Raw genomic sequence first — 19,246 nt, 5'->3', positions numbered from 1 at the left:
GCTCAACCACGGAAAGGCACACCATGCCCGCATTGCCTCCCACCTTCCTCTGGGGCGCGTCCACCGCCCCACACCAGATCGAGGGGAACAATGTCAACAGCGACTGGTGGGCATTAGAGCTGTCAACGCCCGGCATGGAACCCAGCGGTGATGCTCTGGACAGCTACCACCGGTATGGAGACGACATGCGTCTGGCGGCCGATTCCGGACTCACGGCATACAGGTTCGGAATCGAATGGGCACGAATCGAGCCTGCACCCGGACGATTCTCCCGGGCTGAACTTCAGCACTACCGACGCATGATCGAAGAGGCTTTCCGCTTGGGGCTCACCCCTGTGATCACCCTCCAGCATTTCAGTACACCGCAGTGGTTTTCCGCAGAAGGTGGTTGGCTCGTCGACAGTGCAGTCGACCGCTTCCGCTCGTACGTGGAGGCGGTCGCTCCCATCCTCGACGGGGTCAAATGGGTGTGTACGATCAACGAGCCCAACATGCTTGCAATGATGAGCAGTCTCGTGCAGGCAGTGGAGCACGGCGACGTATCAGAATGGCAGAGCCCGACCACCGATGGTGCCGAGGGTGGTACACAGCCTGTGCTGCCTGCTCCCGATCCTGAGATCGGCCGCCGACTCGCGCGAGCGCATGTTGCCGCGCGTGAAGTGCTCAAGGCGACCACGGGCGCTGCGGTGGGCTGGACCATCGCGAATCAGGCCTTCTACGCCACCCCCGACAATGAAGCGACACTCATCGAAGAGCGCTTCGTCCGCGAAGACTTCTACCTCGAAGTGTCTCGAGACGACGATTTCGTAGGAGTCCAGGCGTATTCGACTCAGGAGATCGGCAAGAACGGTCCGATACCCCACGCGCCTCACCCCGACAACACCATGATCGGAACGCCATACCGCCCGGACGCCGTCGGCATCGCTACGCGCCACGCATGGCAGGTCACCAACGGTACTCCTGTGCTGGTGACCGAGAACGGCATCGCAACCACTGACGACACCCGTCGCATCGCCTACACAAGAGACGCGCTGGGCAGCCTGTTCGATGCGATGGGTGACGGTATCGAGGTGCGCGGATACCTGCACTGGAGCCTCCTCGACAACTACGAGTGGGGGCATTGGGGCCCGACGTTCGGACTGGTGTCCGTAGACCGGGAAACCTTCGAGCGCACTGCCAAACCGAGCCTGGCGTGGCTGGGCAGGGTTGCTCGCACAGGGAACTTGGATCATGCGCTCCCCACCGCGGGCCCGCGATGACCAAGACCCTCTGAAGCCCTCACTCTCGGGTCCGACGCAGTCCCCTGGAAGCATCGCAGCTTCACACGCCTCCGGTCGAGGATCGGCCGGAGGCGATGGTGGTGGCAATCGCCGGTGCCGCCGGAAGAGCTTGTCGGTGAGCTTGGGGCACCGCCGATGCGGGCTTCGGTGAGGTCGAGATCGCCTTATCTTCGGGTTCTGGGCTGATGACGCCCAAGAGGCGCACTTGGAGTTGTGTCAGGCTGACGAATGCACCCATCAAGGAGCGGGGGTCTTCGGGGGAGGGCCGTCCCCCTTCCCGTTCCCAGCGTGGGTCTGCCGCTGTCGCCGGCCTTCTCAACCGCTCGAGCGCCAGGTGTCCAGCGCGGTGCAGGATTCCACCAGATCTAGACGGCGGGGATCGGCGGTACGTGCAGCGCGAGCCACCTGACCCGCTCCCGCATCGGCGCTGCGCCTCAGCGAGCAGTGAGGCGCCGCACAGGCGTCAGCGGCGGGCCGTCTCCGTCCGGAGCGACGAGCGAACTCGCGCGCACTTTCAGGGTGGGGGTGAACGTCGTGATCGAGGCCGGCGTGCCCCCCTCTAGTCGGTCAATGAGCACGTCTGCCACTGTGCGACTGACGTCGCGAACTCGCCCGTCCACTGAAGTCAGCTCGGGAGAGGAGTACGTTGCGACTGACAGGTTGTCGTACCCCGTGACAGCAACATCCGCGGGAACCTTTAGTCCGAGGGAAGCGAGGTGCTTGATTGCCCCGATGGCGAGAGGGTCTTCCGCGCACACGATCCCCTCGACAGAGCCAAGGTTGCTCCATTCCTTCGCGAGGATCTGCTGCGCCGGTTCGGCACCTTGCGCGCAGTCCAGGACGACCACGTCGATACCGTGCGATGCGGCGGCGTCGCGATAACCTCTAGCCTTTGCGAGTGCTGCGGCGTTCGAGCTGTCCTGCAGATAGATGAGTTTGCGGCGCCCTTGGGTGACAAGATGGTCGACCGCTTGTTGGATGCCCGCACCGTCGTCACTGACCACAGAGTAGATGCCCTCGCCGTCGAGCTGACCGTTGAGGAGGGCTACGGGAGTGCGGCGCGCCACCTTTCGCACGATGGGGTTGTCCACGCGGGCGAAGCTCGATCCTGCGAGGATGATTCCGTCGACGCGTTTGTGCAGCAAGGACGTCAACCGCGCAGCCTGGTCTTCGAGGTCGTCTCGCGCGAAGCTCACTTGCACGTCATATCCGCGCTCGCGCGCCTGTTGTTCGATCTCTTGCACGGCGACTGCGAAGTACTCATCCGAGATATCCACGGTGAGGACGGTGAGAACCCTCATAGAGTTCGTCTGGAGGCTCTGGGCGAAAATGTTGGGGCTGAAGGACAGCTCGCTCATCGCGGCGTGTACGCGGGCGGCCGTCGCCGGCCGGACTTGTGCGCTTCCGTTCAGGACTCGCGATACCGTGGCAATCGACACGCTGGCTTGTTTGGCGACGTCGTAGATGTTCACCACGCTCGCGTTCCCTCCCATTCATGCAACCCGCACGTCTTGGAGGCGTTCCAATCGGACGCCCCCTCCACGTACCCATAAAGGTACCGGCTCGTTTCCGCGCCGTCTTGCGCCGCCCTTGGTGGTCTCACGTTAGGGGAGAGGCTGTCGGTCCTGCTCGCGTGGTACTGAGATACGCGAGTGCGTCGTCCACGAGTGCTTCTGCGGTGGCATCGATGTTGAGAACTAGTCCCGCTTCGTCCGGCTCCAAAGGCTCGAGCGTCGCTATCTGCGAGTCCAACAGTGAGAGCGGCATGAAGTGTCCTGGCCGCAATGCCATCCGCTCAGCGAGTATCTCCCGGCTGCCGTCGAGATGGATGAACACCGTTCCACTCGCTGTCTGTCGGATCCAGTCCCGATAGGAGCGTCGGAGGGCGGAGCACGCGATCACGATGCCGGGCTCGCTCCCGGCCAGAAGTCGCAGGCCCACCTCATCCAGCCACGGCCATCGGTCATCGTCGGTGAGGGGGATGCCGGCGGCCATCTTCTCAATGTTGGAGGCAGGGTGCAGTGAGTCCGCGTCTACGAACGCGACATGCAGCTTCGCCGCTAGCTCGCTCCCGACCGTGGACTTCCCGCAACCGGACACCCCCATCACCACGATGTTCATATTCAACTCACCAGTCGTGAACGGTGCCGTCGGCGAGACGGTTGAACGGGAGGTACGCCTGTACGTAGGGGTACTTGCCCGCTTCGTCGACGTCGAGTTCGACGCCGAGGCCGGGCTTATCACCAGGATGCAGCATGCCGTTCTCCCATGAGTAGGACTGCTGGAACACCGCATCCGTCTTCTCGCCGTGGCGCATGTACTCCTGGATGCCGAAGTTGTGGATCGACATCCCCAGGTGCATGGCAGCTGCCATGCCGACGGGGGAGATGTCTGTCGGGCCGTGCATCCCCGACTTGATCTGATACTGCGACGCGTAGTCGAGCACCTTCTTCAGGTGCGTGATGCCGCCCGTATGAGTGACCGCGCTGCGCACGTAGTCGATGAGCTGCTCACGGATAACCTGCTGGTAGTCCCATACGGAGTTGAAGATCTCACCGATGGCCAGAGGGGTTGTGGTGTGCTGGCGCACCAGGCGCAGCGCTTCCTGGTTCTCGGCGGGAGTGCAGTCTTCGAGCCAGAACAGGTCGTACGGCTCGAGCGACTTACCGAGCTTCGCGGCCTGAATGGGGGTCATGCGGTGGTGCGCGTCGTGCAGGAGCGGCAGCTCCGGCCCGAACTCGTTGCGTACAGCCTCGAACACGGTCGGCACATGCCGCAGGTAGGACCTCGTATCCCAATCCTCCTGATTGGGAAGGGCGCCGCGCTGGGCAGGCTCGTGGTCATACCGCACGCCCTTGTTAGCTTCGAAGGTCGCGTTGGACGCAATGCCATAGATCGACTTCAGGCCGGGGACTCCCGTCTGGACGCGAATCGCGCGGTACCCCTCCTCCTGATGACTGCGCACAGAATCGAAGAGCTCCTCGGTCGTCTTGCCAGAGGCGTGACCGTAGGCGAGGAGACCGGTACGCGACGCGCCGCCAAGGAGCTGATACACCGGCATGCCGGCGGCCTTCCCCTTGATGTCCCACAGCGCCATGTCCACGGCGGCGATAGCGGCCATCGTGACCGGGCCACGGCGCCAGTAGGCCGAGCGGTAGAGGAACTGCCAGGTGTCTTCGATCCGAGATGCGTCTCGGCCGATGAGTAGCGGCACGATGTGATCCGCCAGGTAGGACACGACGGCGAGCTCACGCCCGTTGAGTGTTCCGTCGCCGAGGCCCGTGTGTCCCTCGTCGGTCGTCAACTTCAGCGTCACGAAGTTCCGATCCGGGCTCGTAACGATGACCTCAGCCTTTTCGATGATCATGTCTGGTGTCTCCTTCGGTACGTGTCAGCGCGCGGACAGCGCCGCGGCCAGGTCAGTGAACGGGAGGTCGTGTGCCTCAGCGACGGCCCGGAACGTCAGCGCACCGCGGACCGTGTTCAGGCCCAAAGCGACGGCGGAGTCGTCCTCGGCTGCTTGACGGTAGCCCTTCCCTGCGATGGCGAGGCCATAGGGCAGAGTCGCATTGTTCAAGGCGATGGTCGACGTGCGCGGTACAGCACCGGGCATGTTCGCGACCGAGTAGTGCAGCACGCCGTGCTTCGTGTACGTCGGCTGATCGTGCGTGGTGACCCGGTCGATGGTCTCAATGGACCCGCCCTGGTCAATGGCCACATCGACAATCACGGACCCGTCGCGCATGGCTCGGACCTGTTCCTCGTGGACGAGGCGAGGCGCGCGCGCCCCAGGGATGAGGACCGCGCCGATGAGCAGGTCGGCCTTCTGGACGGCGTCTGCGATGTTGTACGGGTTGGAGACCAGGGTGCGCAGGCGGCCGCCGAAAATGTCGTCGAGGTATCGCAGTCGGTCTGTGCTGACGTCGAGGATCGTGACGTCGGCGCCAGCGCCGACGGCCATCTTCGCGGCATTTGTTCCCACGATGCCCCCACCGATGATGGTGACCTGTGCGGGCAGCACACCCGGGACGCCACCGAGCAGCACGCCGCTCCCGCCGTAGAAGCTCTCGAGGTACTGGGCTCCGATCTGCACGGACATCCGGCCGGCGACCTCGCTCATCGGCTGCAGCAGCGGCAGTGCGCGGTTCGGAGTCTGAATCGTCTCGTACGCGACGGCCGTCACGCCGTTAGCGAGCAGTGCCTCGGTGAGTGCCCGTTCGGCTGCGAGGTGGAGGTACGTGTAGAGAAGAAGGTCGGGTCGGAAGTATCCGTATTCGGAGGCGAGCGGTTCTTTCACCTTGATGACCATGTCCGCCGCCCACGCGTCGGATGCCGTCTCGACGATGGACGCTCCGGCCACCGAGTACGCATCGTCGGCGAATCCACTCCCGGTTCCCGCGCCGCGCTCCACGAGAACGGTGTGACCTGCCTTGGTGTACGCCAGAACGCTCGCGGGGGTGAGTCCGACCCGGTTCTCGTTGTTCTTGATCTCTTTGGGCACGCCAATGAGCATGATGTGTTCCTGTCTCGATGAGCGCCACATTGAGGGCGCGGGATGTGGGGGAGGGGAGGAAGAGGATCCCCCTCCTCCCCTCAAGGTTTAGAGAGTGGTGGCCAGCAGCTCGCGCTGTCCGATCTTAAAGTGGGCCTCGACTTCGCTGGTGACGCGGTCGAGGATCTCGAAGATCTCGTCGACCTCGTTACGGGTGATGTTGATCGGCGGGATGAAGGAGAGCCGGTTGCCGTAGTAGCCGTTGCGCTGCACAAGCAGGCCCGCCTCGCGAAGTCCATCGACGAGCGAAAGCGTCTCCTCGAGTGCCGGCTCTTTGGTCTCGCGGTCGCGGACGTATTCGATGCCGAGGAACACTCCCACCTGGTCGTACGTGCCGACGATGGAGTGGCGGTCGAAGTAGCCCTCGAGCACCTCACCGAGATACTCGCCGACCTCGGTGCACTTGGCGAGAAGATCGTCCTCTTCGAAGATGTCCAGGACCTTGTTCGCCACGGCGCAGCCCAGTGCGTACCCGGCGTAGGTGTTGCTGGACATTCCCGGGGCGAGCTCTTCGAAGATCTCAGCCCGACCGACGACGGCACTCATCGGCACTCCGCCGCCGAGTGCCTTGCCGACAGCCATGAGGTCGGGAACGACGCCCGAGTGCTCGCTTCCCCACATCTTGCCGGTGCGTCCCATGCCCGTCTGGATCTCATCGAAGACCAGCAGAATCCCGTGCTTGTCGGCAAGGGCGCGCAGGCGTCGCAGGAACTCGTCGTGCGGGCGGATGTAGCCTGCGGAGCACTGCATCGGCTCCACAATGATTGCAGCGACGTTATTGACACCGGCCATGGGGTTGGCGAGGGTGTTCTCTCCGCTGGAGAGAACGCGCTCGATGGCCTCCACGCAACGGATGGCACTCTCTTCCGCCGACTTGGAGTCGTATGCATCGCGGTATGCGTACGGGTACGGGAATCGCGTCACCTGCTGATCTGCGGGTCCGACTGGCGAGTACCAGCGGTGCATGCCGGCCTTGGTTGTCAGCGCCATCGTGCCGTAGTTCTGCCCGTGGTAACCGCCGTAGAAGGAGATGATCTGCGACTTTCCGGTGTGAACGCGGACGAGCCGCAGGATTGCGTCGAGGGCGTCCGCTCCGCTCAGTCCCAGCCAGACGCGCTTGTCGAAATCACCAGGCGTGTTGTCGATGAGGCGCTGGACGAGACGAAGACGCTCGGGTGTCGGGAAGTCGAACCAGTGGCTGAGCTTGAGGTACTGGTCCCGCATGACGTCGGCGACACGCGGGTCTGCGTGACCGATATTCATGCTCGACATACCGGTGATGCAGTCGATGTACTCCACGCCGTCAACGTCGGTGACTCGGCTGCCCTTGCCGGAGGCGATGATGGGCGGGTTGCTCCACTTTGTGTAGAGACAAGAGCCAGGAGTCTCGTTGGTGAGGAACTCCTCCAATGCGGCACGGTTGTTCGGTCCGACATTGGGGTCGTTCTGTACCTGCTGGAGCAGGTTCTCAAAGGGCTTGGTCATGATGTGAACCTTTCTTGGGATGCGTTGTCTAGAGGAGCCAGCGGAACGCGGGCTCGATGTAGGGGTTCAGGGTCCGGCCGGTGTCTCCGGCCATGAACCACAGGTAGTAGAGCGAGTGCCCACCTGCGGCCACCATCGGGTGGTATCCCTGTTCGATGACGAAGGTGTCTCCGTTGTAGACGGTGTGCGCGTCGTCGATGGATTTGTCCGAGGTGTAGTGCAGCTGGACCCCGTACCCGCCTTCGGGGTCCACCCGGTAGTGGTAGACCTCTTCGAAGTTCGGCTCCTCGGGAGCGAACTCGCCGTCGTGCTTGTGGGGTGGGTAGCTGGACCAGTCACCCGGGGCGTTGATCGTCTCGCCGGCGACGAGTCGCGAGACCCGTCCCTCCCCGGACGTCGTGACGATGTCGCGGATGGTGCGCTTCCAGTTACGGTCACCTCGATGGCTCACCTGCACGTCTTCGGGACCCACGACGTATGCCTCAAAGACTTCGTCCGTGACTGAGCTGCACAGGGCGATCTCGGCGTCGGAGGATGCGGTGAACGTGAACGTTGCGCCGAGTGGGATGTACACCGATGTCGGGGAACCGTCGAACACACTGCTGCGCCCTCCGAGGTCCTCCCAGGTCTGGTCGCCGACGTTGACGGATACGGTGCCTGTGAGAATCACGGCGAGAGTTTCGACTCCGGCCGCGACCCCGCTGTGCGACGTTCCGGATTCGAGCTGTACGAGGCCGAATCGGAGGAACTTCGTGTAGGGGTTGCCGTCCGGTACCAGGTCCTGAAGTCCCTGGGATCTGCGTGCTTTGATCAGTCGACTCATGTCGAGCCCACCTCCTTCGTGTTGTGTGATTAGACGCCGGCGTACGCGGAGAACGCGCCGTCGACAGGGATCGTGACCCCACTGACGAAACCCGCGCTCTGATCCGAGGCGAGGAAGAGAAGCGCACCAACCAGTTCTTCGGGTCGACCAAATCTCCCCATAGGCGTGCTGGTCAGGATCTTCTGTGCGCGGGGAGTCAACTCTCCGTCTCGGTCGAACAGCAGGGTGCGGTTCTGTTCGCTCGCGAAGAATCCGGGCGCGATTGCATTCACGCGGACGCCCGCATGAGCGAAGTGCACTGCGAGCCACTGCGTGTAGTTGGTGACGGCAGCCTTCGCGGCGCTGTAGGCGGGGATCTTCGTCAGGGGTCGGTACGCGTTCATCGACGAGATGTTGATGATGGAACCGGAGCCGCGCTCGACCATCGCTTTTCCGAACACCTGAGACGGGATCACTGAACCCAGCAGGTTCAGGTCGAGAACGTCCTGGAATCCTTCGGGATCGAGGTCGAAGAACGATCCCGACGCGATCTCACGTCCCGCCTCCAGGTGCTCGACGTCAGTCGTGGCGGCAGGAGAGTTGCCGCCCGCGCCGTTGACGAGGATGTCGACCGGGCCGAAGTGGAGTGAGATGTCCTCGTTTGCTCGCTCGAGGGCCGCTCGGTCCAGCACGTCGAGGGAGAACGCTGCGGCCGTTGCCCCCGCAGCGCGAAGCTCGCTTTCCACGATGACTGCTTTACGCAAGTCCCTCCCAAAGATCGCGCCCTTCGCCCCTTCGGCGGCTAGCGCGCGGCAGAACTCTGCCCCGAGGACGCCGCTACCCCCTGTGACGACGGCGACCTTTCCTTCGAGGCTCTTGGGGGATGTCTGCTGGCCCATGGTCACAGCACCTTGGACAGGAACGAGCTGGTGCGTTCGTGCTGCGGGTTGTCGATGACCTCGGACGGGGACCCGTACTCGACGACTACACCGCCATCCATGAACGCGACCTTGTCGGCGACTTCCCGCGCGAAGCCGATCTCGTGGGTGACCACGAGCATCGTCATGCCGTCATTCGCAAGGCCCTTCATGACGTCGAGAACCTCTCCCACGAGCTCAGGGTCGAGAGCGGAGGTGGGCTCGTCGAAGAGCATCAGACGTGGACGCATCGCCAGTGCTCGGGCAATCGCCACACGTTGCTGCTGACCGCCGGAGATCTGTCGCGGATACAGCGTCATCTGCTTCTCGAGGCCGACGCGGGAGAGGAGCTCCTTCGCACGGGCCACCGCATCTCGCCGACGCTCACGATTGGTCAGGGTCGGGCCGAGGACGACGTTTTCGAGCACCGTCAAGTGCGGGAACAGGTTGAAGTGTTGGAAGACCATGCCGGTCTCGATGCGCTGGCGAGCGATCCGCTTCGGGTGAAGCTCGTAGAGGGCCCCGTTGCGCTCGGAGTAGCCGACGAGTTCTCCTGCGACGTCGATGCGACCGCCGTCGATTTTCTCCAGCTGATTGACGCATCGCAGCAGGGTGGACTTCCCGCTGCCCGAGGGGCCAAGAAGGACGAGTACCTCGCCCGACATCACGTCGAACGTGATGTCTCTGAGGACCTCGTTGTGCCCGAAGCTTTTTCGCACGTGCTGGAACGACACCATGGGGGTGTCCTCCATGACAAGAGGTGCGGTGAAGACGCTTGCCTCAGCTCTCTGAGTCATGTGCGGTCTCCTTCCCGTGAATGGTGCTCTGTGCGCTCTTGGTTGAGCGGTTGCGGATCCGCTGCAGGTAGCCGACATGGATATGCCGGGAGCTGCCGCGTGCGTAGTACTTTTCGAGATAGCTCTGGCCGATGCTGAGGATCGAGATGAGGATGAGGTACCAGATGCTCGCCATGATCAACATCGGAATGGTCTGGAAAGTGCGGGCGTAGATGAGCTGCGTCGAATAGAGCAGGTCGGCCACCGCGACGACGCTGACGAGCGAGGTCGTCTTCAGCATGGTGATGGTCTCGTTGCCGGTCGGCGGGAGAATCACGCGCATGGCCTGCGGCAACACGATGCGCATCACCGTCTGCAGCCGCGACAGCCCTACGGTGGAAGCCGCTTCGAGCTGGCCTTCGTCGACGGACTGGATACCACTGCGGATGATCTCTGCCATGTAGGCGGCTTGGTTGAGCCCCAAGCCCAGTACCGCCGCAGTCCATGCCGTCATCACGACGTTCGAGTCGATGCTCGCGAAGGTGGGACCACCGAACGGTATGCCGATGCTGAGCACAGGGAACAACGCTGAGATGTTGTACCAGAAGATCAGCTGGACGAGGAGAGGAACACCTCGCACGAGCCATACGAAGGTAAATCCGGCCCACTTCAGGACAGGATTCACCGACAACCTCATCAGCGCCACGATTGTTCCGAGCACTACACCGATGATCATCCCGATGATGGTGAGAGTCAGTGTGATGCGCAGACCGTCGAGCACGGGTGCGGAGAAGAAGTACTCCGCGACCACGTCCCACCGAAACCGCGGGTTCGTGAAGCCGATGTAGATCATCGATGCGAACAGCAGGACGATGATCGCGACCGCTACCCAACGGCCCGGGTGCTTCAGCTTATGAACTGTCGCCGTGCCGAGCATGGGCGTTCCGTGCGTGGTGTGTCGCGTCTCTGTTGGCGCTGATGAGGTTGTCATGTGCATCTCGCTTAGCTGATGGCGCCGTTGATGACGGACTCGTCGATGGCCTGGTCTTCGTCGTTCCACTTCTTGAGAATGGCCATGTACTGGTCGCTCTCGATGAGCTTCTGCGTCGCAGCGTGGATTGCCTCAGTCAGTCCGGTGTCCTTCGGGATGGGCATCCCCCACGGGCCCTCCACGAACGGCTCGCCGACGCCGACGAGAGCGCCGTCGGTCTGATCTTCCAGGTACACGTTGTTGGGCGAGTTCTGCGCGCCGGCATCCACCTGACCACTCGAGACGGCCTGCACCTGATCGGACTGGCTCTTGAAGACCTTGATGTCCACAGGGTCCTTGCCTTCGGCAACGCACTTCTCGCTCTGCTCCTGCACTGCCGTCTCGCCCACTGTGCCGGACTGGGCAGCGTAACTGTGGCCGCAGAGGTCCTCAAGCGTTTCGAACTTGTCTGCATTCTCGGCGAGGACGAACAGCTGAGGACCAGCTTTCGCGTAGGTGACGAAGTCGACGAGCTCTTCGCGCTCCTTCGTGTCTCGGAAGCCAGAGATGGACAGGTCGTAGCGCCCGGCCTGAAGCCCCGGGATGATCGAATCGAATGACACGTTGACGAACTCGGCCTTCACTCCGAGGATCGATGCGATCTGATTGGCGAAGTCGACCTCGTTACCGATGATGGTCTTGCCGTCAGTGTCGATGAACTGGTTCGGCGGCGCGGTCGCGTCCGTGGCGAAGACGAGTGTGCCCTTGTCCGCGATTGCCGCGGGCAGAAGCGCCGCGATCTCGTCGTCCTTCGGCAGTAGCGCGATGTCGTCCGTCGCGGGCTTGTCGGAGTCGGCTCCTGTGCCGGCTCCGCCCGCGCAACCGGCAAGCAAAAGCGCTGCCAGAACGACTCCCGCTACCGCTGCTTTCTTCATGTGATTCATGGATGCTTTCCCTCGAACTTGTACGTGCATAGGGTGGGTCATAGCGTTTTGTAACTACTTACATTTTGTGGCCGGTGGGCGGGGCGTGTCAAGAGAATTTCGCTACCGATGTCAGTCGCTTGTGACAGCACGAGCGGTCGCCGGTAGTCAGGCGGGTCGGATGCCCGGTGAGGGGGTGACCTGCATGTACGCGTGCAGGTCACCCACCGGTCAGTGGTTCAGCGCTGACTTCGGGAACGAGACTCCGATGGTGTAGTTCTGCTTGCCGTCCATGCACAGGAGGTACACGTTGGCGCGCACATCGGGGTTCACCGCGAGGTGCAGTGTGGCCTCCCGAACGGTGAAGCCGAAGTCGTCGACGAGCCAGTCGATCATCCACAGGTTCGCCTGCTTCAGCCCCTCCTCGATAGGGCGCCATGAGTTGAGTTGAACGATTTCTGTCGGCGTCTCCACGCGAATGAAGGGGATGGTCTTGTTCGGGATGACCTCGCACCGGAGTGTCAGCTCTGCTCGGGACTCGTCGCCCGTCGCGCCGAATTCCGTGGCCTGGGTCGCGTGCACGTCGCCGGCATAGAGCAATGCGCCGTCATGCGCCACGGGGAAGTAGAGCCGGTGTCCCTTGCGGAATTCGCGAGTGTCGAGATTCCCACCCCACGGTCCCTGCATGAAGACAGTGTCGCTGCTGACCTCAGGTCGAGGAGGGACAACCCCGATTGTTCCGATCAGCGGCTGCAGATCCCACTGGGTGTTGTCGTCGAAGACGCCGATGCCGTCGGATGTCGTTCCGCTGGGGCCAGGCAGGTGCTGGATGATCTTTGTGTACGGCCCCCGCGCTTCGCCGTACTTGATGGAGTCCTGAAACGGTCCGGGGCCCGGCTCGAGGAGAACGTACCCCGTCTCTTCTACGACGATATCCACGATGTCCACGACCAAAGTGTCGCCGGCCTTGGCGCCTTTGACATAGATCGGGCCGGCACACGGATTGAACTTCTTCAGCTTCGCGATCTCGCCCAGCGTTTCGTGCGTGGGTAGATCGTCCTCCGTCACGATGAGGTTGCTCATCGAGTTCTCAACCTCGAGGACGAACTCTTCGCCCTGCTCTACGGTCAGGCGAGGCTCTTGGAGAGCCATCACGTATTCGTAGGCGTCCTCGCGGAGGATGCGCTGACGCGTGTCTGTAGCGGTAGTACTCATATTGATTCCTTTTCTCTTGAGATGTGTCAGGCCGCGCGTGCCCGGCGACGTGAAAGAGCGTCGATGGTTACGGCGAGCAGGAGGATCGCGCCGGCGACGATGAACTTCACATCGGTGGGGTAACCGAGGAGGTCGATGCCGTTGGAGACGCTGACGAGGACGAGGCCACCGAACAGGGCCGCCCATACTCGGCCTCGTCCTCCGAACAGAGACGTCCCCCCAATGACCGCAGCGGCAATGGCCTCGAGCATTTGCGTGCCGCCGCCGGTGAGGGTGCCGGCGGCTCCATTCCTGGAAACGGCGATGATCGCCGCCAGTCCAGCCAGCGCTCCCGCCAGCATGAACACCAGTGTCCGCACACGGACGAGACTGATTCCGCCCCGTCGTGCGGCTTCGGCGTTCCCGCCGACAGCGTAGACATGCAGCCCGAATTGGGTGCGGGTGAGGACGAAGTCGACAATCGCAATAAGAGCCACCAAGATCACGACGACCACAGGGACACCGTTGAACTGATTGAGGATGGCGACGAAAGCGAAGGATCCAATCGCTGCCGCCACAATGACGGTGGTCGCTCTGGCCTTCCCGCTCCGCCATACCGACAGCGCGATGGCGGCGACGATGAGAGCCGCTGTGACCCAGCCCATCCAGGGAGGAAGGAAGCTGGTCGCTATCCAGGCGATCTGCGGGTCGAAGACGTTCACCGTCCCCTGCGATCCCAGGATTGCCTGCTGGACGCCGTACCAGCCGAGGAAGCCGGCCAGTGTGACAACGAATGAGGGGACGCGGAATATCGCAACCCACGCCCCTTGGAATGCTCCGATGAGGCCACCCGCGACGATGGCGGCGATCAGGCCAACCCACCACGGGAAGTGCATGGTCGTCACCGTGACGCCGAGCAGAGCAGCCGCGGTACCCATGATCGAGCCGACAGAAAGATCGATCTCTCCGATGAGCAGGACGAGCACCAAGCCGACGGCAAGGGTCCCTGTGACCGCGACCTGTACGAGCAGATTGCTGATGTTGCGGGGGCTGAGGAAGTCCGGCTGCAGGGCGCCGAAGAGCACCGCGATGAGGATCAGGCTGACGAACACGGGGATCATGCCGAGCTCGCCCTGGTTCACCCGCATTCGAAGGTCGTGCCAGGGCCGGAATGGTGGGGGACCGATGTTGATAGTGGGACGCTGAGTACTGCGAGCATCGACAGGTGTGGCAGTCATGCGATCTCCTTCAGGGAGAGTGCTCCGGTGATGGCCGAGACCACATCGGTGGGGGTGGTTTCCGAGGTGTGGGTGTTGTAATCGCGCCGACCGTGCCGAAGCACCGTCACGCGGTCGGCGAGCTCGAACACCTGATTCATGTCATGGGAGATGAGGATGACGCCCATGCCTTGGTCGCGCAGCCTCTTCACCAGTTCCCCGACTTGGTAGGTCTGCGCCACGCCAAGCGCCGCCGTGGGCTCGTCGAGGACGATGATCCTCGAGTCGCCCATTACGGCACGAGCAATAGCAATGGATTGGCGCTGACCTCCGGAAAGCGATGCGACTTTCGCGCGCACATCGCTGACCGTGGTCACTCGCAGGTCCGCGAGCAGCTCGGCGGCGGTGACGGTCATGGACTTGCGATCCAGCACACGCGTCGCGCGGCCAAGCGGTAGCCCGAGCAGCCGCCGGTACCGTTCCCGCCCGAGGAACATGTTCTGCACGATGTCGAGGTTGTCGCACAGGGCGAGATCCTGATACACCGTCGCGATGCCCGCCTCCACGGAGGCTTCCGGACTCGCGAAAGTGATCTCCTTGCCGTCCATCTGAACCGTGCCTTCGTCGGGCTGATGCACCCCGGCAATCACTTTGATGAGCGTCGACTTGCCGGCACCGTTGTCCCCGCAGAGGGCAACGACCTCCCCAGCGTCCACCTCGAAGTCCACTCCTTTCAAGACGTGGACGGCACCGAAGCTCTTATGGATGTTGCGTAGTTCGAGAAGCATGTCGTTTCTCCTTCGTGATGGCGCGATCAGCAGGGTCCCGTGCCGGCGGGGATGCCGTTGCACAGGTCCTTCGTGGTGACCCAGCCGCTGTCGACGAGCTCGGCGATGTTGTCGATGGTGTACACCTTCGGAATCAGCAGGTGGGTGGGCACGTCGCCTGCACCGTAGTCAGCCGAACCGGTGATCAGGTCAGAGGGGACCTTGCCGTCCTTGAGCAGGCCCGCGATGGCTTGAGCGGAGACGACGGACTGGGTCTGGTCGTCGCGAATGACAGTCATTGACTGCTCACCAAGCAGCACCCGCTGGAGCCCGGCGAGGTTCGCGTCCCCTCCCGTCACGAGAACGTCGGTGAGTTTCTCATTTCGCAGCACTGTCGAAACGACTCCTGCTCCGTCATCCCACGGCACGACGACGACATCGACATCGCCCCCGGCCTTGGTGAGCAGCTGCTCGAAGGTCGACTGCGCCGTCTGGGGGTCCCACCCGGGGACCCAGTCTTCTCCGACCATTTCGAGCTTGCCCGACTCGATGAGAGGGTCGAGCACGCTGTGGTAGCCCTCATTGAAGTCGACCGCGTTGTCATCAGTCGGGCTGCCATTGAGGAAGAGGACACGCGAGCCGTCCGGCGCATTCTCGGCGACCCATTCCCCGGTGGCCTTGCCTTGGGCGATGCCGTCGACCCCGACGAAGAGAGACAGATCAGCCGTGTTCATGATGGGGTGGTCGTAGCTGACGACCGGAACCTTGCTCTGCGCTGCGACCTGCACCATTCGAGCAGCAGAGGTCGAGTCGACGGAGACGAGGACAATTGCGTCGGCGCCACGCGTCAGGGCCGTGTCCACCTGAGACTGCTGGGTGCTGTCACTCGCGTTGGCGTTGTACATCACCGTTTCAACGTTGGGGTACTCCTCCTTGAGCTTTTCGGTGAACAGGTCGTAGTTAGCGGTCCACTTGGATTGCACCGTGCTCGGGACGAGGAAGGCAACGGTCTTCTCGTCGCTCGCGCCGCCTCCGCCTGCGGAGCTGGCGCAGCTGGCGGAGGTGAGAGCGACGGCGGCGAGGGTGGCGGTGATAGCAACAGTGCGTCGAATGGACGCACGGTTCGTTCGTACAGACATGGTTACTCCTGTGAGGGTGTGTCGGTGTGTACTACGGGGACTAACGGGGGACGCCAGCTGGGTCGACAAAGAAGACCGTGTTCGACGTCGCCGACGCTTCGGCAGGGACCGAGCGCGGAGGAGGGTCGGCGCGGCGTGCGACGGCCCAGGCGGGTTCGCCAACGAGCGGCTGCAGTCGAGCGCCACAACGTGATTGCGGTGGCCTCGGCGAGCAGGCAGGAGCGTCCGTCAGCAACGAGGGACGCGCGGGTCTCAGCCCTCGCCTTGCCCCTTGGGGCGGTAAACCACATCGAGACGGGCGGCCGCAAAGCGCTGCGACGCGGCAGGGGTCACCCATCGAGAATTGCCGGGAGCTTGGCTCACTGGGCACTCCTCTCGTTGCGTGTCGGGTCGACCACATGAATGGTCAGTGATGAGTCTGACGAGTCGATGTTTCGGGCGTGATACGGCCGTGTTGCCGTATCGGTGCCGTTGCCCTCGGACCAGTCGATGATGTACGACAGGGCCGGGGCGGTGCGTGTGCGGAGCGACACGTAGGCGTCCACGACCTCACCCGGTGAGATCGTCGATGTCAGGCCCTCTGTCTCAATGCCACCCTCTGCGAGCCAGCGCATCGCGCGCTTCATCTGATCGCGCGCATCCGTGCGGCCCGCGCGGGTGTCCTTGACCAGCGGCACCTGCCACTCGAAACCACCACGCACAGTCACGCTCTTGTCGAAAATCGGCCGAGAGATGGCGAAGATGGGCGCGGTCTCGCGAGGACGCCAGGGAACACCTGCGAGAACGATCTCGCCACCGCGTCGTGCGGCACGGACCGCATCGACGATCCGAGCATCACCGCCGGTGCATTCGACGATGAGGTCCGCGCTCTCGGATGTCACCTGATCCGAGCTGGCGACCCCGGGCGGCACGAGGCCTCGTCGGCGCGGATCATCGTCGACTGCAGTCACGGAGAATGCGGCACGCTCGAGTACCCGCGCGGTGCACTGGCCGATGAGTCCCAGTCCGATGACGAGAGCGTCGCCGCCGGTGGGGACGGTGCACAGGTGCAGAGCAGACAGCGGGACGTTCATGAGCCTTGCGAAGACGGCGGCAGCCGGATCGAGGCCATCAGGGACGCGGACTACATCGCTCTCGCGCGCTACTTGCCAGTCCGCGTGCGGACCGGTCGACAGAACGATGTCGCCGACGGAGAGCGACTGCACCTCATCGCCTACTACGTCAATCTGGAACACAGAGGAGTAGCCGAGTTCGAGGGGAGAGGAGGACGGGTGAAACGCCCACGCCAACTCCGTACCGGGGCTCATCAGAGAGACGAGTGTGCGGCCGGCGACCTCATTGGGGGCCGGCGTCGCGGCCGGTACGGAGGCAAGACGTATGTCGCCGGTGGTGACGGCGGTCACCACCGAGCGCATCTGCCTCGACGTCTCGGTCAACATAACCTCGTGCTCCTTCGCACGTTGTAAGTAGTTTCATGAATATACCTCAGGGCAAGACGCCTGTCGACACCTTCCCGTGTCGGGACGTCAAGAGAGGTGGTCAGGCCGACGTGCGAGCGAGGACGGTGAGCAGCGACGACATCCGCGGAGCGATGACCTCTGTCGTCGCGATGGAGGTGCTGCTGCGGTTCACTCCCGGGGACAGCTGGATCGCTTGCGTGATGCGGTGAAGGTCAACAGTGTCGCGAGCCGCGACGCGAAGCATGAGATCCGCCTCTCCGGTCGTGGTGTGCGCTTCGATTACCTCGGGGATTGAGGCCAATGACGCGTAAACCGAGTCGATGCTCTGCTGCGCTACCGAAACCGTCACGAACGCGAGCAGCGGGCGCCCCGCCGCTTCCGGAAGTACCGAGGAGCTCGGCACCCCTAAGGAGCCACTGTCCCGAAGTCGCTTCAGTCTCGCCTGCACGGTGTTTCGCGACATTCCCAGGCGCGCGGCGATCTCTATCAGAGACGCGTCAGGAGACTCGTCGCGAGCGAGGAGAATTCGAGCATCGACCGCATCGAGCGTATACATGTGCTCGATCATACTCGTCGTCCTTTGCCTCTTGATGAGCAGATGCATGGGAATATTCTCAGAGGTTGTGCAATAGCTCTATTTGTATCTAGTTTCCTCACTATGAGCACAAAGCCCGAACTTCAGGATCTGCCTCGCATCGATCTTCGAGGATTCACGTCACCGGTCCAGCGTCTTCCGCGACTGAGTGAATACCTCGGCGTGGAACTCTGGGCGAAGCGCGACGACCTGGGGTCGGTGGGTCTGGCTGGAAACAAAGTCCGCAAGCTCGAGATGGAACTCGCGCACGCGCAGGCACTGGGCGCCACGCACATTGTGACGGAGGGCTCGCGGCATTCCAACGCCACGCGCGCCGCCGCGGCGGCGGCCGCTGCGATAGGCATGAAGTGCACGCTAGTGCTCTGCCATGACGAGCCCAAGGAGCCGGTCGGCAACCTGTTGCTGGACGCACTGTTCGGCGCAGACCTCCGGCTGGTCGGCGACGTGTCCTGGGTGGAACTGGCTCATCTCACTGAAGGTGTCATTCGCGAGCTCGAGGACACCGGCGAGCGTGTCTACCGACTCCCCATCGGGTCCGCTACTGGGCGTGGAGCGACGAGCTTCGCTCGCGCATACATCGAGGCCGATGAGCAGATCCGCGCCCAGGGTACGGAGTTCAAGACCATCGTCCATGCGAGTTCCGCGGGTAGCACTCACGCTGGGCTGACGCTCGGCCGAGCGATCCAGGGTGCTTCCACCCGCATCATCGGTGTCGTGGTCGCCGGCGAAGTGTACGACGATGTTCCGGCGACGTACCTTCGTCTCGCTCAAGAGGCTGCTGGTCTTCTCGCCCCGAGCATCCAGATCACGGGCGCGGACCTCGAGCTCACCGAGTCCTACCTCGGTGAGGGGTACGGCAAGCCCGCACCCGGCGTCATGGAAGCCATCGACCTCATGGCGCGATTGGAAGGAATCGTGGTGGACCCGGTCTACACGGGCAAGGCCGTCGCGGCGATCATCGACATGGCTCGCTCAGGCTCTATCGACGGACCCGTGCTGTTTTGGCATACCGGGGGCTATCACGCGATCTTTGATCCGCACTACACCGCAGCCATGTGGTCGGCGATACCGCGGCTCGGCGACATTCAGCTCTAGCAGTCCCGTCCTCACCACCCCGCCCCCTGCAGTGCACCCCCTCGTGAGCGAGCTCGCATCACTCACCGCATTCA

18 protein-coding genes are annotated in these 19,246 nt (G+C 63.1%); 2 read left to right on the top strand and 16 right to left on the bottom strand.

Going from position 1 to position 19,246, the window contains the following annotated elements; translation table 11 throughout:
- The first annotated feature begins 23 nt into the window (after positions 1 to 23).
- Entirely contained in the window at positions 24 to 1,259 is a 1,236-nt protein-coding gene (locus tag ACNPNP_RS11795) for a family 1 glycosylhydrolase (RefSeq protein WP_448966235.1), read from the top strand.
- 455 nt (positions 1,260 to 1,714) lie between these two features.
- Here ACNPNP_RS11795 and ACNPNP_RS11790 read toward each other — a convergent pair whose 3' ends face one another.
- From ACNPNP_RS11790 to ACNPNP_RS11715, 16 genes are all read right to left on the bottom strand, one after another.
- A complete protein-coding gene (locus ACNPNP_RS11790; protein ID WP_448966234.1) occupies positions 1,715 to 2,752 on the bottom strand; it encodes a LacI family DNA-binding transcriptional regulator in 1,038 nt (345 codons plus the stop codon).
- 127 nt (positions 2,753 to 2,879) lie between these two features.
- A complete protein-coding gene (locus tag ACNPNP_RS11785; RefSeq protein WP_448966233.1) occupies positions 2,880 to 3,401 on the bottom strand; it encodes a gluconokinase in 522 nt (173 codons plus the stop codon).
- Positions 3,402 to 3,408: 7 nt separating this feature from the next.
- The gene (gene manD / locus ACNPNP_RS11780) at positions 3,409 to 4,647 is read right to left on the bottom strand and encodes a D-mannonate dehydratase ManD (RefSeq protein ID WP_448966232.1); all 1,239 of its coding nucleotides are present in this window, start codon (positions 4,645 to 4,647) and stop codon (positions 3,409 to 3,411) included.
- Positions 4,648 to 4,671: 24 nt separating this feature from the next.
- A complete protein-coding gene (ald, locus tag ACNPNP_RS11775; RefSeq protein WP_448966231.1) occupies positions 4,672 to 5,793 on the bottom strand; it encodes an alanine dehydrogenase in 1,122 nt (373 codons plus the stop codon).
- An 87-nt stretch (positions 5,794 to 5,880) separates the two neighbouring features.
- Complete coding sequence (locus ACNPNP_RS11770; protein ID WP_448966230.1) at positions 5,881 to 7,317, bottom strand: aspartate aminotransferase family protein; 1,437 nt, start codon at positions 7,315 to 7,317, stop codon at positions 5,881 to 5,883.
- A gap of 28 nt (positions 7,318 to 7,345) precedes the next feature.
- The gene (gene iolB, locus ACNPNP_RS11765; protein WP_448966229.1) at positions 7,346 to 8,140 is read right to left on the bottom strand and encodes a 5-deoxy-glucuronate isomerase; all 795 of its coding nucleotides are present in this window, start codon (positions 8,138 to 8,140) and stop codon (positions 7,346 to 7,348) included.
- Between the two features lie 29 nt (positions 8,141 to 8,169).
- Positions 8,170 to 9,018, bottom strand: a complete 849-nt coding sequence (locus ACNPNP_RS11760; protein WP_448966228.1) for an SDR family oxidoreductase — start codon at positions 9,016 to 9,018, stop codon at positions 8,170 to 8,172.
- Between the two features lie 2 nt (positions 9,019 to 9,020).
- Positions 9,021 to 9,833: an amino acid ABC transporter ATP-binding protein gene (locus tag ACNPNP_RS11755; RefSeq protein ID WP_448966227.1), complete on the bottom strand. Its 813-nt coding sequence runs from the start codon at positions 9,831 to 9,833 to the stop codon at positions 9,021 to 9,023.
- Complete coding sequence (locus ACNPNP_RS11750; RefSeq protein WP_448966226.1) at positions 9,817 to 10,749, bottom strand: amino acid ABC transporter permease; 933 nt, start codon at positions 10,747 to 10,749, stop codon at positions 9,817 to 9,819. The genes ACNPNP_RS11755 and ACNPNP_RS11750 overlap by 17 nt, the downstream gene beginning before the upstream one ends.
- Positions 10,750 to 10,814: 65 nt before the next feature.
- Positions 10,815 to 11,717 (bottom strand): ABC transporter substrate-binding protein, encoded by a 903-nt coding sequence (locus tag ACNPNP_RS11745; RefSeq protein ID WP_448966225.1) that lies wholly within the window; start codon positions 11,715 to 11,717, stop codon positions 10,815 to 10,817.
- Positions 11,718 to 11,936: 219 nt separating this feature from the next.
- Positions 11,937 to 12,857 (bottom strand): acetamidase/formamidase family protein, encoded by a 921-nt coding sequence (locus ACNPNP_RS11740; RefSeq protein WP_448967243.1) that lies wholly within the window; start codon positions 12,855 to 12,857, stop codon positions 11,937 to 11,939.
- Between the two features lie 89 nt (positions 12,858 to 12,946).
- Positions 12,947 to 14,137, bottom strand: coding sequence for a sugar ABC transporter permease (locus ACNPNP_RS11735; protein WP_448966224.1), 1,191 nt, complete (start codon positions 14,135 to 14,137; stop codon positions 12,947 to 12,949).
- Entirely contained in the window at positions 14,134 to 14,904 is a 771-nt protein-coding gene (locus ACNPNP_RS11730) for an ATP-binding cassette domain-containing protein (RefSeq protein WP_448966223.1), read from the bottom strand. The genes ACNPNP_RS11735 and ACNPNP_RS11730 overlap by 4 nt, the downstream gene beginning before the upstream one ends.
- Before the next feature lie 26 nt (positions 14,905 to 14,930).
- Positions 14,931 to 16,022 (bottom strand): sugar ABC transporter substrate-binding protein, encoded by a 1,092-nt coding sequence (locus tag ACNPNP_RS11725; protein ID WP_448966222.1) that lies wholly within the window; start codon positions 16,020 to 16,022, stop codon positions 14,931 to 14,933.
- Positions 16,023 to 16,381: 359 nt separating this feature from the next.
- Entirely contained in the window at positions 16,382 to 17,461 is a 1,080-nt protein-coding gene (locus ACNPNP_RS11720) for an MDR/zinc-dependent alcohol dehydrogenase-like family protein (RefSeq protein WP_448966221.1), read from the bottom strand.
- 100 nt (positions 17,462 to 17,561) lie between these two features.
- Entirely contained in the window at positions 17,562 to 18,086 is a 525-nt protein-coding gene (locus tag ACNPNP_RS11715) for an Lrp/AsnC family transcriptional regulator (protein ID WP_448966220.1), read from the bottom strand.
- A gap of 54 nt (positions 18,087 to 18,140) precedes the next feature.
- On the opposite strand from ACNPNP_RS11715, the gene ACNPNP_RS11710 reads away from it, so the two are divergent.
- Positions 18,141 to 19,172, top strand: coding sequence for a 1-aminocyclopropane-1-carboxylate deaminase/D-cysteine desulfhydrase (locus tag ACNPNP_RS11710; protein ID WP_448967242.1), 1,032 nt, complete (start codon positions 18,141 to 18,143; stop codon positions 19,170 to 19,172).
- Positions 19,173 to 19,246 lie beyond the last annotated feature (74 nt).

The organism is Microbacterium xerophyticum (assembly GCF_053543555.1).
Note: the sequence above shows the minus strand (reverse complement) of the source record. Positions and strands in the feature narration are given on the sequence as shown.